Annotated in this window: 13 protein-coding genes; all 13 read left to right on the top strand. The window is 33.9% G+C overall.

Going from position 1 to position 15,728, the window contains the following annotated elements; translation table 11 throughout:
* Positions 1-9 precede the first annotated feature (9 nt).
* The 13 genes from recJ to IAI10_RS08465 all read left to right on the top strand — a co-directional run bounded on the left by recJ (position 10) and on the right by IAI10_RS08465 (position 15,711).
* The gene (gene recJ / locus IAI10_RS08525) at positions 10-1,788 is read left to right on the top strand and encodes a single-stranded-DNA-specific exonuclease RecJ (RefSeq protein ID WP_315672880.1); all 1,779 of its coding nucleotides are present in this window, start codon (positions 10-12) and stop codon (positions 1,786-1,788) included.
* Between the two features lie 27 nt (positions 1,789-1,815).
* A complete protein-coding gene (locus tag IAI10_RS08520) occupies positions 1,816-2,883 on the top strand; it encodes an undecaprenyldiphospho-muramoylpentapeptide beta-N-acetylglucosaminyltransferase (protein ID WP_315672879.1) in 1,068 nt (355 codons plus the stop codon).
* Between the two features lie 83 nt (positions 2,884-2,966).
* A complete protein-coding gene (locus IAI10_RS08515) occupies positions 2,967-4,481 on the top strand; it encodes an MBL fold metallo-hydrolase (protein ID WP_315672878.1) in 1,515 nt (504 codons plus the stop codon).
* Between the two features lie 143 nt (positions 4,482-4,624).
* A complete protein-coding gene (locus tag IAI10_RS08510) occupies positions 4,625-5,050 on the top strand; it encodes a flavodoxin (protein ID WP_315672877.1) in 426 nt (141 codons plus the stop codon).
* Positions 5,051-5,080: 30 nt separating this feature from the next.
* On the top strand, positions 5,081-8,596 hold the full coding sequence (gene nifJ, locus IAI10_RS08505) for a pyruvate:ferredoxin (flavodoxin) oxidoreductase (protein ID WP_315672876.1): 3,516 nt from the start codon (positions 5,081-5,083) through the stop codon (positions 8,594-8,596).
* Between the two features lie 171 nt (positions 8,597-8,767).
* Complete coding sequence (locus IAI10_RS08500; RefSeq protein WP_315672875.1) at positions 8,768-9,166, top strand: DUF1292 domain-containing protein; 399 nt, start codon at positions 8,768-8,770, stop codon at positions 9,164-9,166.
* A gap of 59 nt (positions 9,167-9,225) precedes the next feature.
* Positions 9,226-9,867, top strand: a complete 642-nt coding sequence (locus tag IAI10_RS08495) for an HAD-IB family hydrolase (protein WP_315672874.1) — start codon at positions 9,226-9,228, stop codon at positions 9,865-9,867.
* A gap of 14 nt (positions 9,868-9,881) precedes the next feature.
* Positions 9,882-10,718, top strand: a complete 837-nt coding sequence (locus IAI10_RS08490; RefSeq protein ID WP_315672873.1) for an aminotransferase class IV — start codon at positions 9,882-9,884, stop codon at positions 10,716-10,718.
* A gap of 223 nt (positions 10,719-10,941) precedes the next feature.
* Positions 10,942-12,897, top strand: coding sequence for a flagellar assembly protein A (locus IAI10_RS08485; protein WP_315672872.1), 1,956 nt, complete (start codon positions 10,942-10,944; stop codon positions 12,895-12,897).
* Between the two features lie 10 nt (positions 12,898-12,907).
* Complete coding sequence (locus tag IAI10_RS08480; RefSeq protein ID WP_315672871.1) at positions 12,908-13,354, top strand: chemotaxis protein CheW; 447 nt, start codon at positions 12,908-12,910, stop codon at positions 13,352-13,354.
* Between the two features lie 10 nt (positions 13,355-13,364).
* Positions 13,365-13,853 carry a chemotaxis protein CheD gene (locus IAI10_RS08475; RefSeq protein ID WP_315672870.1) on the top strand — a complete coding sequence of 163 codons (489 nt, stop codon included), beginning with the start codon at positions 13,365-13,367 and terminating at the stop codon, positions 13,851-13,853.
* A 16-nt stretch (positions 13,854-13,869) separates the two neighbouring features.
* Positions 13,870-14,922, top strand: coding sequence for a chemotaxis response regulator protein-glutamate methylesterase (locus tag IAI10_RS08470; protein WP_315672869.1), 1,053 nt, complete (start codon positions 13,870-13,872; stop codon positions 14,920-14,922).
* 15 nt (positions 14,923-14,937) lie between these two features.
* Entirely contained in the window at positions 14,938-15,711 is a 774-nt protein-coding gene (locus IAI10_RS08465) for a protein-glutamate O-methyltransferase CheR (RefSeq protein ID WP_315672868.1), read from the top strand.
* Positions 15,712-15,728: the final 17 nt, after the last annotated feature.

Here is a 15,728-nt window from a genome sequence, read left to right as displayed (position 1 = left end):
AGTGAAACAATGGAAAAGAGATGGATGCTCAAAGGAAGCAGCTTGGATATAAAAAAACTGGCATCCGAAGCCGATATTGACTTAATACTAGCCAATATATTAGTGCATAGGGGGATAAAAAATCCAAAGGAAATGAAGATGTTTCTTAATGTAGATACTTCTGAGTTACATAATGGAAGCAGCATGAAGGACATGGATAAAGCCGTAGCTATGATAAAAAACGCCATATTTTCTAAAAAGAAAATATACGTATATGGTGATTACGATGTAGACGGAGTTATGAGTACCTATATATTATATAGAGGGCTTAAAGAATGCGGGGCAGATGTAAGATTTCACATACCTCATAGAGAGAATGAAGGCTATGGCATGAACACCGAGGTGGTAAAAAGAATAAAGGAGGAGGGCTGCGATTTAATAATTACCTGCGATAATGGTATTGCTGCTTTTGAACAGGTAGAAGAAGCTAAAAAATTAGGCATGGAAGTTATAATAACAGATCACCATGATATACCCTTTGTAGAAGAGGGAGAGGATAGAAGATATGTTATTCCAGCTGCAGATGCAGTAGTTAATCCTAAACAAAAACAGTGCGAATATTCCTTCAAGTATTTATGCGGAGGAGGAATTGCCTATAAATTTATTGAAAAACTTTATGAGCAAATGGATATAAGCAAGCTAAAAACCTATGAATTGATGCAATATGCAGCTATTTCTACAATATGCGATGTGGTGGATTTAGTGTCTGAAAATAGAGTTATTGCTAAAACAGGACTAGAAATGCTGAATACCACAGAAAATATGGGGCTTAGAGCCTTGATAAAGGAATGCGGACTTGAAGATAAAAGGATAAGCGCCTATCATATAGGTTTCATAATAGGACCTTGTATAAATGCTACTGGAAGGTTGGAAACTGCTAAATTATCCTTGGAGCTTTTGCTTAGTCAAGATGAAGAAGAAGCCGCAGAGCTGGCTAAAAAACTTAAGGAACTTAATGAAGAAAGACAGATAATGACTAATAAAAGCGTAGAGAGAGATATAGATATAATAAACAGAGAAGGTATGCTCAAAGATAGAGTGCTGGTTATATATGATGAGGAAATACATGAAAGTATAGCTGGAATTGTGGCGGGAAGAATTAAAGAAAGATATAATCTTCCGGCTATAGTGCTTACTAAAGGTAAAGAGATGGCTAAAGGTTCCGCAAGATCCATCGAGGAATATAATATGTTTGAGGAGCTAGTTAAATGTAAAGAGCTCCTGTCAAAGTTCGGAGGACACCCTATGGCAGCAGGAATGTCTATTGAACAGGGAAAAATACCAGCTTTAAGAAATATGCTTAATGAAAACTGCAGTCTGAAAGATGAGGATTTAATTCCTAAGGTAAGAATAGATCAAAAGCTGCCTTTAAAATATGTATCTTTTTCACTGATTAATGAGCTGAAGCAATTGGAGCCTTTTGGAAAGGGAAATCCATCTCCAATATTTGCAGAGAAGAATATTATTTTAGAGAAGATATATCTTTTGGGGAAAAATAAGAATGTTATAAAATTTATATTTAGGTTTAATAACAATAGAAACTCTATAAACGGTATCTACTTTGAAGGGGAAGAATTTAGAGAAATGATTGAAGCTGCTCATGGAGAAGAATATTATAAAAAATTTATAAACGGATATATAAATGGAGTGAAAGTAGATATAATATATTATCCCGAAATAAATGAATACAATGGCAGCAGTACACTTCAGCTTATAATAAAAGATATCAGGTTATCAGTGAATATATAATTTGAAAATTATTTTTGGAGGGGAATAATGAAGAAGTATAAAATTATAATGACAGGCGGAGGTTCTGCAGGTCATGTTACACCTAATCTAGCAATAATTCCAAAGCTTAAAGAGAAGGGCTTTGAAGTACAATATATAGGAACCTTTGACGGTATAGAAAAGAAGATAATATCTGATGAGAATATAAAATATCACGCTATTTCCAGCGGTAAACTTAGAAGATATTTTGATGTGAAAAATTTTACAGATCCCTTTAAAGTGGTAAAAGGCATATTCGAAGCTAAAAAAATAATAAAAAGAGAAAAGCCGGATGTGGTGTTTTCAAAAGGCGGATTTGTAGCTGTGCCTGTGGTAATGGGTGCTTTCTTTAACGGTGTGCCAGTGGTAGCACACGAATCTGATATTACTCCTGGACTTGCCAATAAGCTTTCGCTGCCATACTGCACCAAAATATGTGTAACTTTTCCGGAAACTTTGGAGCATGTTAAGAAGAATAAAGGAGTGATAACTGGAACTCCCATAAGAGAAGAGCTTCTAAAGGGAAGTAAATTGAAGGGAAAAGAAATATGTGGATTTGATTCAAATAAGCCTGTTTTATTGGTAATAGGAGGAAGTCTAGGTTCCAAGGTTATAAATGAAGCTTTAAGAGGGCATATTAGTGAGGTAACTAAAAACTTTTCTGTGATTCATATATGCGGTAAAGGAAATTTGGATAAATCCATAACCAATAAAAACTATGTACAATTTGAATATGTAAATGATGAACTTCCTCATCTGATGGCTTATGCTGACATAGTTTTATCTAGAGCTGGGGCAAATTCAATATATGAACTTTTAGCATTGAAGAAGCCTAATCTGTTAATTCCTCTATCCAAAAAATCCAGCAGAGGGGATCAAATCTTAAATGCTAGATCCTTTGAAAAGAACGGATATAGTATGGTGCTGGAAGAGGAACAGGTGAATGGTGAAGTATTGCTGAAAAATATAAATAAATTATATGAAAATCGTAATAAATTTATTCAAAATATGGCTAAAAGCGATTTGCAAAACAGTGTGGAAAAGATCGTGGATATAATTGCAAATTCTATCAAGTAGCATCAACTATATAACTAGATATCTAGTTATATAGTCATGTAGTTGAAATGAGCAAAAATAATTTAAAAAGGGGAAGAGATACTATGAAGATAAGGTGCTTGGGAGCAGCTGAAAATGTTACTGGTTCTTGTCATATGCTGAATATTATGGGTAAGACAATCCTTCTAGATTGCGGAATGTATGTAGGCGAAGATGAAAATGAAGTTAATAATAGTGAATTTAGCTTTGATCCTAGCAGTGTGGAATGCGTTATTTTATCTCATGCCCATATTGATCATAGCGGTAGAATACCACTTCTTTATAAAAAGGGGTATAAGGGAAAAATTATATCCACAAAAGCTACAGAAGATCTCTGCACAGCCATGCTTCCGGATAGCGGTCATATAGCAGAAATGGAGACAGAATGGAAGAATAGAAAAAGAATAAGAAGAGGACAAGAACCTCTTGAACCCTTATATACAGCTAAGGATGCTGCAGAATGTATAAAAAATTTCGAAGGGCATAGCTATGAAGAATTTATAGACATCTTTGAGGGTGTAAGGATAAAATTTAGAGATGCGGGGCATCTTTTGGGATCAGCCTTTACAGAAATATATGTAAAAGAGATAGGGAAAAAAGAAATTAAATTAGTATATAGCGGAGACATAGGAAATACTAATATTCCTATAATAAAGGATCCAACATATATTGACAGTGCGGATTATGTAATTATGGAAACTACCTATGGCGATAGGGTCCATGAGGCTTTAAAAAATGAATTTGAAGCTCTATCTGATATAATAAAGGACACCTTTAAAAGAGGAGGGAATGTTATAATACCTTCCTTTGCGGTAGGAAGGACTCAGGAAGTATTATATGCTTTAAACAAATTTGTAGAGGAGGATATGACAAATTTAAAAGTTTATGTAGACAGTCCCCTTGCATACGAATCCTCCGTGGTGTTTCAAAAGAATACAAATATATTTGATGAAGATGCTGCAAGAGCTCTAAAAAATGGCGATAATCCCATAGATTTTAAGGGACTTGTATATACAAGAAATGCAGAAGATTCCATGGAAATAAATAAAATAAAATCTGGAGCCATAATAATATCCTCCAGCGGTATGTGCGAAGCAGGAAGGATAAAACATCATTTAAAGCATAATCTTTGGAGAAAAGAGTGCTCTGTTGTATTCGTTGGATATCAGGCAAATGGAACACTTGGCAAAAGCATATTGGACGGAGCTAAAAAAGTAAAAATATTTGGAGAAGAAGTGGCGGTAAATGCAAAAATATACAATCTTCACGGGTTGTCTGGTCATGCTGATAGAAATGGTCTTTTAAAGTGGATTTGCGCCTATAAAAATAAACCTAAAAAAGTCATACTGGTGCATGGAGACAAAGGGGCCCAGGAAAGCTTTCTGAAGGAATTAATTAGAAAGGGATTCAATGCTGTTATAGCGAAAAAAGATGCTGTTATAAATATAAATGAAAGTGTTGAAGAAAATGAAGCACTTAAAAATAAACTTATGAAATATATTCAGTCCATAGACGATTACTCAAATATCAGCAAAGAAGAAGTTATTAGGCATATAGAAAATATATTTAAAGAAGCTTAGCTAAATAAAGCTAAATGGATAAAAATAAGCTAACAATCAAATAAATTATATGAAACAGGCTCAAAGAACTATTGAAAAAATTAAATAATAGTTTATAATTGTATATGATTACTTCTTAAATAGATGTAAGAAAGGGTGATTTTGTGAAAAAAGTTAGTATTATTTATTGGAGTAACGGCGGAAATGTTGAAGTATTGGCTGATGCAATCTTCGAAGGAGCTAAGGAAGCTGGAGCAGATGTATCTATAAAACTAGTTTCTGAAGCAGAGGTTGAAGATGTTACAAAAGCAGATGCAGTGGCATTTGGAAGCCCATCTATGGATAATGACAGGATTGAACAACAAGAGTTGGAGCCCTTTATAAACAAGTTTAAACTTCTCCCTAATAACGGAAAATCTTTGGTGCTTTTCGGTTCCTATGGCTGGGACAATGGAAAGTTTATTGAAGATTGGAAAACCAAAATGGTTGACTATGGCTTTAACGTTGTAGGTGAGCTAGCTGTAAAAGAATCACCAGATGAAGCTCAACTTGCTAAAGCAAAGGAATTAGGAAAGTTGCTATCAAAATAATAACAAATTTTTAGAAAGAAGGAATTTGTAATGAGAAAAATGAAGACAATGGATGGAAATACCGCAGCAGCTCATATATCTTATGCATTTACTGATGTTGCAGCAATCTATCCTATAACTCCATCTTCTCCAATGGCTGAACATGTTGACGAGTGGAGTTCTCAAGGAAGACTTAACGTTTTTGGACAAAAAGTTAAGGTTATGGAAATGCAGTCAGAGGCAGGTGCTGCTGGAGCAGTTCATGGTTCACTACAGGCTGGAGCATTGACTACTACATATACTGCATCACAGGGTTTACTTTTAATGATTCCAAATATGTACAAGATTGCTGGAGAATTGCTACCAGGAGTATTCCATGTAAGTGCTAGAGCATTAGCAACTAATGCGCTAAATATATTCGGAGATCATCAAGATGTTATGGCTGCTAGAGCAACTGGTCTTGCAATGCTTGCAGAAAGCAGTGTTCAGGAAGTTATGGATCTTTCAGCAGTTGCACATTTAGCTGCTATAAAAGGAAAAGTTGGATTTATAAACTTCTTCGATGGTTTCAGAACTTCTCATGAAGTACAGAAAATTGAAATGCTTGAGTATGATGAATTAAAAGAGCTTCTTGATATGGATGCTGTTAATGAATTCAGAAGAAAAGCTTTGAATCCTGAACATCCAGTAACAAGAGGTACAGCACAGAATGGTGATGTTTACTTCCAGAGCAGAGAAGCATCTAATAAATACTACAATGCAATTCCTGAAATTGTAGAAAATTATATGTCTGAAATAAGCAAGCTAACTGGTAGAGAATATCATTTATTCAATTACTATGGTGCTGAAGATGCAGAGAGCATAATAGTAGCTATGGGCTCAGTATGTCAGACTGTTGAAGAAACTATTGATTACTTAAGTGCTAAGGGAGAAAAAGTTGGACTATTAAACGTACATCTTTTCAGACCATTCTCATTAGAACATTTCTTTAAGTATATACCAAAGACAGTAAAGAAAATCGCTGTTTTAGATAGAACTAAGGAACCAGGATCAGCTGGAGAACCATTATATCAGGATGTTAGAAATGCATTCTACGATGCAGCAGAAAAGCCAGTTATAGTTGGTGGAAGATATGGATTAGGTTCTAAGGAAGTAACTCCAGGAAGCATACTTGCAGTATTTGACAACCTTAAGAGCGAAAGTCCAAAGAATGGTTTCACTTTAGGAATAAATGATGATGTTACATTCTTATCATTACCTATAACTGAAGAAATAGATGTTACTGTTCCAGGAACAACTGCTTGTAAGTTCTGGGGACTTGGATCAGATGGTACTGTTGGTGCTAACAAGAGTGCTGTTAAGATCATAGGTGACCATACAGACATGTATGCTCAAGCTTATTTCCATTATGATTCAAAGAAATCTGGTGGAGTAACAATTTCTCACTTAAGATTTGGTAAGTCACCAATAAAATCACCTTATCTAATAACTAAAGCTAATTTCATAGCTACTCATAATCAGTCATATGTTTATAAGTATGATGTATTAGCTGGATTAAAGGATGGAGGAAGCTTCTTACTTAACTGTATATGGGATAAAGAAGAAGTTGAAAAGCATCTGCCAGCAAGAATGAAGAGATATATTGCTAAGCACAATATAAACTTCTATACATTAAATGCTGTTAAGATAGCTCAAGAAATAGGTCTTGGCGGAAGAATCAACATGATAATGCAAGCTGCTTTCTTTAAGATAGCTAACATAATTCCTGTTGAAGATGCTGTTAAGTACTTAAAGGATGCTGTTGTTCAGTCCTATGGTAAAAAAGGTGAAAAAGTTGTTAACATGAACAATGCAGCTATAGATAAAGGAATAGATGCTTTAGTTAAGATAGAAGTTCCAGCAAGCTGGACAGATGCTAAAGATGAAGAAGTTGTTAAGAAGGATGTTCCTGCATTCGTAAAAGATGTATTGGAACCAATGAATGCTCAAGAAGGAGATAAACTTCCTGTAAGTGCATTCTCAACTGATTTAGTTGATGGATCTTTCCCAAGCGGAACAGCTGCTTACGAAAAGAGAGGAATAGCTATTAATGTACCTGAATGGCAGATTGATAACTGTATCCAATGTAACCAATGTTCATATGTATGTCCTCATGCAGCAATAAGACCTTTCTTATTGAATGAAGAAGAAGTTAAGAATGCCCCAGAAACATTCAAGAGCAAAAAAGCTGCAGGCGGAAAGACATTTGAAGGCTTAAACTACAAGATACAGGTAACTACTTTAGATTGTACAGGATGCGGAAACTGTGCTCAGGTATGTCCAGCTCCTAACAAAGCTCTTATAATGAAGCCAATTGAAACACAGGAAGAACAAATTGCAAACTGGGATTATGCTCTTAAGCTTTCACCAAAGGCTAACCCAATGGGCGAAGGCAGCGTTAAGGGAAGTCAGTTCCAGCAGCCACTTCTTGAGTTCAGCGGCGCTTGCGCAGGTTGCGGAGAAACTGCATATGCTAAGCTTGTAACTCAATTATTTGGTGATAGAATGATGATTGCTAATGCTACTGGATGTTCATCAATATGGGCTGCTAGTGCACCAGCAACAGCATATACTCACAACCATGAAGGAAAGGGTCCAGCTTGGGCTAACTCATTATTCGAAGACAATGCTGAATTTGGACTTGGTATGTATCTTGGAGTTTCTCAGTTAAGGGACAAATTATTAGATACTGCTAAGAAGATAGTAGCTGGAGAAGCTCCTGCTGATCTTAAGGAAGCATTAGAAGCTTGGGTTGCTGGAAAAGAAGATGGAAAAGCTTCAAAAGCTGCAGCATTAAAAGCATTACCACTTCTTGAAGCAAACAAGGATAAATACGAAGATGTTGCTTACATCTACGAAAACAGAGATTTCTTAATAAAGAAATCACAGTGGATATTCGGTGGAGACGGTTGGGCTTACGATATCGGATACGGCGGATTAGATCACGTACTTGCTAGCGGTGAGGATATAAATGTTCTTGTATTTGATACAGAAGTTTACTCAAACACTGGCGGACAGTCTTCTAAATCGACTCCAACATCTGCTATAGCTAAATTCGCTGCTTCTGGTAAGAGAACTAAGAAGAAGGATCTTGGAATGATGGCTATGAGCTATGGATATGTATATGTAGCTCAGATATCTATGGGTGCTGATAAGAATCAGACACTTAAGGCAATAGCTGAGGCTGAAAGCTATCCAGGACCATCACTTATAATAGCTTATGCTCCATGTATCAACCATGGACTTAAAGCTGGTATGGGTAAGAGCCAGTTAGAAGAGAAGAAGGCAGTAGATTCAGGATACTGGGCATTATATAGATACAATCCAACTTTGAAAGAAGATGGAAAGAATCCATTTAGCTTAGATTCTAAGGAACCAACTGAATCCTTCAGAGACTTCTTATTAGGAGAAGTTAGATATGCTTCACTTGCTAAGGCATTCCCAGAACAAGCTGAAAGCTTATTCGAGAAAACTGAACAAGATGCTAAGGAAAGATTGGAAGGCTACAAGAAGTTAGCTGGAAAGTAATTCCTAGTTATGGGAGGACACGTCATTAGACGTGTCCTTTTATATTAAAAATAATTATTTTTTAATAAAGTTTTCAAAAAAAGCTTTTATTATTTACGGATTAAGGGTAAAATGTTAACATGAAGCTTTAAAGGAGGTGCAATTCGTATCTGCTTAGATGCGAAGAAATATATGGAAAAAGAAAAATTACACAACTGTGGTTGTGAAGACGAAGGTTGCGGTTGCAACGAAAACTCAGCTAATAGCTGCGGATGTGGTGACAGTGAAGAATCCAGTTGTGGATGCGGACACGATCATGCACATGAAGAAGATGGATGTGGCTGCGGTCATGATCATGGTCCATTACTAGTAGAACTAGAGGACGAAAATGGAAACACAATTCAATGCGAAGTCGTTGATGGTTTTGAATACAAGGACAATGAATATGCTTTGGTTCAGAATCCAGAAGATGGTTCGGTATATCTTTTCAAGGTTGTTGGTGAAGGTGAAGAAGCTGAATTAACTATTCCAGAGGATAGTGAATTCCAAGAAGTTTCTGCTTACTATCAGAGTACACTTGAAGAAGAATAAAATAAAGAAAAGGAACCTAAGGGTTCCTTTTGTTTTATATAAAATTTTTGGAGGTATATATGGAAAAGTTAGCTATATTTGATGTGGACTATACTTTGACTAAAAAAGAAACACTGGTGGAATTTTATAAATTTATATTAAAAAAAAATCCTAAACTTTTATTAACGCTTCCATATGTTTTGAGAAGTGGCGTTATGTACATATTTAAATTTATAGAATTAAAAAAAGCTAAAGAAGGCTTTATGAGATTTGTAGAAAATATTCATGAAGAGGAAATGAATAAACTGGTTAAGGCCTTTTACAGCGAAAAGTTAAGTAAATTAATATATGAGGATGCCATGGCAAAGATTAAAGAATTAAAAGAAAAAGGCTTTAAGGTGTATTTAATATCCGCTTCTGCAGAATTTTATTTGAAGGAACTTTACAATATAAAGGAAGTAGATAAAGTAATAGGTACCAGATATAAAGTAGAAGATGGATATCACAGCAGCTGCATGATAGGAGAAAATTGCAAAGGCGAAGAGAAGGTAAGAAGACTAAAGGAAGAATTGAAAAAAGAAAATATTGAAGTGGATTTTGAAAATTCATATATGTTTTCTGATTCTTTATCTGATTTGCCCTTATTTAATCTTGTTGGCAATCCATACCTAATAAATTATAAAAAAAATCATCCCACAATAAAAATATTGAATTGGAAATAAGGAGGCAAAAGTATATGAGTGAATGCTTTTCTGAATATTATATTGATAATGGTGAGATTAAAGAAAAAATTGAATTTAAAGATGATTTCATTAAAAAAGGTAAGTCTGTTTATGAAGTTATAAGAATAAAGGATGGTATTCCACTATTCTTAGAGGAGCATTTAAACAGGTTAAGTAATTCGCTTAAGCTGGTAAGCAAACCTATGATTTCAAATGAAAACAATATCAAAAGAGATATGGAAAAACTAATAATTAAGCTTAAAGTTAAAGAAGGAAATATAAAATTAGTATTTAACTATGAAGCTGAAGATCATGAGTACATATATATGATAAAACATAATTATCCTGCCCCAAAAGTGTATGAAAAAGGAGTGGATACTATTTTTTATCATGGAGAAAGAGATAATCCTAATGCTAAAGTTATTAATAGCAGCTTTAGAGAAAAAGTTAATGATGAGATAGAAAAAAATAGAGCTTTTGAGGCTATATTAGTCGATAATAATGGATTTATGACAGAAGGAAGCAAATCAAATATTTTTATGGTTAGCAATGGGACTGTGATTACTTCGCCTGTGAGTCAAGTTTTGCCTGGAGTGACTAGAGGAGTGATTATAGATTTATTAAAGGAAGCTGGAATAAGCTTTAGAGAGACTCAAGTGCACTATACAAATATCGGAGAACTTGATGGCTTATTTATATCAGGAACATCTCCGAAGGTGCTACCTATAGGTAAGATTGAAGAGAAAAGATTCAATTCTGCCAGCAATGATATAATAAATAAAATTATGATTTTATATGACAAAAAAATACAAGAATATATAGACAATTATTCTGGTACATCAAATAAATAAGAAATATATGAATTAAATACAAAATACTCCATAAAAAATATATTAAAAATAGTAATTTTTTAATAAAAATATTAAAGGATATTAAAATTATTACGATATATAATATAAGATTTAAATAAACAAAAAGTATGTAAAAATATAGATATATATGGTACCGTATGATATACTTAATTTATAATATGCTTAAATTTTCAATTAAATAAGTAAGGAGTGTGCCATAATCATGGGGACACAAAAATATAAAGGTAGTACACTTAGGCAGTGCCTCAAAAAAGCTAGTGAAGAACTTGGTATTTCTACTGAAGATTTGAAGTATAAGATTCTAGAGGAAAGAAGAACATTTCTTAAAAAAGATATCACTATAGAGGTAGAAGTTCCAAATGAAGAAGTCGATAATCTGCAGATAGATGAAGAGTCTGTAGAAGAAAAGATAATAGATGGAACTGCTGCAGTTGAAAATGGAAGATTGGTTGTTAAAAATCCTGAAAATGGAGGAACACAGCCTACGATTATAGCAGGTGTTGGTGTTTTTGTAGCAGTGAATGGAGAAGATATCCATGGCCCGACTCAAATTAGCGAAGAGGATACTGTAGATGTGCAGTTTGCAGATTATCAAGCTAAAAGATATCTAAATATAAAGGTATCTGAGGATGACATGAAAGCATTTGCTACCATAAAATACGAGCCACAAATTAAGTGTAATTTAAAGGATACCGAAGCAAATACCAGAATAATATTAGAATTTGTATCCTGCGAAAAAATATTTCCTGATAAGTATACAGTAAATGAGGTAAAGGAAGCACTTATAAAAGAAAAAATAATCTATGGAATAAAGAATGAAGGCATTGAAAAATGTATAGAAGCTTCAACCGATGAACCGATTTTAGTGGCGGAAGGAGTTTATGCTAAGCCTTCAATTAATGATACTATTATATATAAATTTGATGGCGGTAATAAAAAAAATTTTGTGGATGATGGCAGCAGAATAGATTATAAAAATTTAAATATAATCAATTCTGTTAGAAAAGGTGAGGTACTAGCAGAACTAATTACTGGAGAGGATGGAACTAATGGCATAAATATTCATGGGCGCCAATTAAAAACATCTCAAAGGAAGATATTGGAACTTAGAGCTGGTACTGGATGCACAGTTGAAGAAAATAAGGTTATTTCTTCTATTGAAGGTAACCCATGCATTAAAAATAACGTCATATGCGTTAATGAAATATATGAAGTTTCAGGGGATGTTGATATAAAGAGCGGAAACATTAATTTCATTGGTGATGTTAAAATTAATGGAAATGTTTCAGAAGGTATGAACGTTAAATCTCAATCCTCTATTTATGTGGAAAGAGATGTACAAAAAGCTAAAATAGTTGGACAAGGATCTGTGATAATTAAAGGAAATGCTATTTCATCTGAGATTTATTCTGGAGGTACTGATGTAATTGTACTTAAAAGGATAAATGATATGATAAGCTTAAAAAATCATATGGAGCTTATGAAAGAAGCCATTAATGAAATAAAGAATTATGGCATTTTGGGGAAAAATAAGAGCGATGGTGAAATAATTAAATTATTAATTGAAAGCAAATTTAAAATTATAAGCAAGAACTGTATTGATATTATCAAAGATTACATATATGATGATAATGTAAACAATGATAAATTACTTCCATTAATAAAAACTAGGCTTATTGGAGCTGCTCCATTATCAATTAAAAAATATAGTGAATTAAATGAACTTTTGTCGGAATTAGAAGAAAAGATTGAATTGTTAAAGAAGAATCTGACAGCGGAAGTTGATACCACTATATCCTATTGTCAAGAATGTAAGGTAAGCAGTTCTGGGAATATATATATAAGCGGAAAGGGCTGCTATATATCTGAATTAACTGCTAATAAATCTATAATTTTTACCAATGATAAAGGTATTTTGCGTGGAGGTGTTCTGTCAGCAGCAGAGGAAATAAGATGTGCTACTGTAGGCAGCAACGGAAAAGTAGTTACAAAACTTAAGGTGGGAAAACATGGACATATTTGGATTGATACAGCCTTTGAGAATACTACTATAGTTGTTGACAATAGAGAATATGTTATTGATATGCCCTGCAGGCAAATTCATGCTTATTTAGATAAAGATAATGAACTTATGGTGGAAAAACTGAAGCTGATTTAGGAGGTACAAGATGGATAATGAATTAAAAGTATTAATCTTTACAATAGATGATGAATACTTTGCAACAGACATTATGGAGGTTGAAAGGATAATTGGGTATGAGCCCACTACAAAACTTCCGGATTCACCTGAATTTATTGAAGGGGTTATAAAGAACTCTGATAATATTTTACCGGTAATGAATCTTGCCAAAAGATTTAAGCTTAATTCTATAAAAAATACAAAAGATGCAAAAATTGTAGTAGCTAAAGAAGAAAAGGGTAAAATAGGTATCGTAGTAGATGCTGTATCCGAGGTTAAAAACATAAAAGAAAGTGATGTAGAAAGCGCTCCAGAGGTGGTATCAGGCATATCAAAAAGATACATACGCGGGTTGATAAAACTTGAAGATAAAATAGTAATATTTTTAAATTTAGTATCTATCCTGACAGAAGAAGAAAAAGAGAAACTTTTATAGGGTGAGTATTATGGAGAATAAAGAAATCAGAGTAGGAATTGCTGACTTGAATACCGTATCTTCCCCTGGAAAATTAATAACTGTTGGATTAGGATCCTGCGTAGGAATAGCTCTTTATGATTCTATATCAAAAATAGGAGGCTTATCCCACATAATGCTTCCAGACAGTACCCAGTTTAACAATGTTGCTAATCCTTATAAATTTGCTGATTTAGCCATACCTATACTTATAGAAAAACTTTTATCGCTGGGGTGCAATAAAAGAAACCTCAAGGCCAAAATTGTTGGCGGAGCTTCAATGTTTAATTTTTCTGATAAAAGTATGACTATGGACATAGGAAATAGAAATGGAATTGCAGTTAAAGCAGCACTTCAAAAGCAAAATATACCTCTAATTTCAGAAGATTTAGGAGGAAATAGAGGCAGGACTATGATATTGGATGCAGATAATGGAAGTGTGTGTATAAGGACTGTGGGTTTAGATATAAAAAATATATAAAGGGGTGATATGTTATATGAAGGAAATAAAGGTTATGGTGGTAGATGATTCAGCTTTGATGCGAAGAATAATATCTGAAATGTTAAGCAACGAAGCTGACATAGAAGTTATAGGCACAGCTAAAAACGGTGCAGAGCTTCTAGAAAAATTGGAAAGTGAAAAACCACATGTAATCACCCTAGATGTTCAAATGCCAATAATGAATGGAATAGACGCGTTGAAAGAGTTAAAGAAAAAAGGAATTAATATACCAGTAATAGTTCTAAGCAGCGTTTCGGAAAGAGATACAAAGCTCACTATGGAATGTTTAGCCGGAGGAGCATTTGATTTCATACCTAAGCCTTCAGGAGAGATTAGTTTGGATATTAATAAGGTACGGGACTTGTTGATTGAAAAAATAAGACTGGCATATAATCAAAAAAAATTAAAAATCGAAGCTGATAAAATCCCAGTAAGTGTTATTAAAGAGAATATTAATACTAATATATCTCAAAAAATAAGAAAGAATTTTGAGGCCATTGTTATAGCAGCCTCCACAGGAGGACCAAAGGCTTTATTTACAGTTATTACTGCTTTGCCGAAGCATATAGGAGTGCCAGTATTTGTAGTACAACATATGCCAGCAGGCTTTACCAAAGCTTTTGCGGAAAGAGTTAATGATAATTCAGATATAAATGTAGTAGAGGCTAAGGATGGAGAAAATGTTGTAGCTGATACTGTATATATTGCTCCGGGCGGATTTCATATGGAGGTATGGGATGACAAGAAAATACATCTTAATCAGGAGCCTTCCATGCATGGGGTAAGACCTGCAGCGGATAAACTGTTTTTCAGCGCTGCTAAAGTATACCAAGGAAGTTTAATAAGTGCAGTGCTTACTGGCATGGGAAAAGATGGCGCCATGGGAACTGCAGAAATTAAAAAATCTGGAGGAGTAACACTGGCGGAGCACTCTTCTACTTGTACAATATATGGCATGCCAAAGGCAGCCTTTGAAACTGGAATGGTAGATGAAATGCTGCCTTTACAAGATATACCCATTCAGGTGGTAAAGCTACTCAAAAGATAAAGGAGGCATTGAATTATGATTACAGACTTTTCTTATTTTCAAGAATGGGTTCTTAAGGAATTTGGAATAAATCTTTCAGCCTACAAATCTAATCAGCTGCATAGAAGAATAAATAGCCTCATGTCTAGAATAGGTGTGGAGACTGATAAAGAATATATAGATTTGCTGAAAAAAGATAAAGCTCAAAGACAAAAATTTCTTGATTTTATCACTATAAATGTTACAGAGTTTTTTAGAAATCCAGAAATCTTTGAAGAATTCAAGAAAAAGATCATTGATGAAGTACTTCCATATAACAAAAATCTAAAGATTTGGAGTGCTGCCTGTTCCATAGGTGCTGAGCCTTATTCTTTGGCTATGATTTTAGATGACATAGCTCCAACTGGAAAGCATAATATAATAGCCACTGATATTGATTCAACCATATTGGAAAGAGCCAAAAAAGGTGTCTATGATGAAGGTGAGCTAAAGAATATCAGGCCAGAATATATGAAAAAGTACTTTACAAATGAAGGTGATAAGTATGCTATTTCTCAAAAATTAAAACAAATGATATCCTTTAAAAAACATGATTTGATATTAGAAAAGTATGACAATAACTTTGATGTTATAGTTTGCAGAAATGTAGTAATATATTTTAACCAGGATGTAAAGAACAATATATATATGAATTTCAGTAATTCCTTGAAAAAAGGTGGACTCTTGTTTGTAGGAGCCACTGAAAGCATATATAATTATAAGGATTTTGGATTTGAGAAAGCATCAACATTCATATATAAAAAAATATAAGGTTAGGAGGAGAAGGA

This window comes from Clostridium sp. 19966, from assembly GCF_032335695.1.
Taxonomy (GTDB): domain Bacteria; phylum Bacillota; class Clostridia; order Clostridiales; family Clostridiaceae; genus JACTOJ01.
The sequence above is the reverse complement of the archived record's forward strand: the minus strand, read 5'-3'. Positions and strand labels throughout refer to the sequence as shown.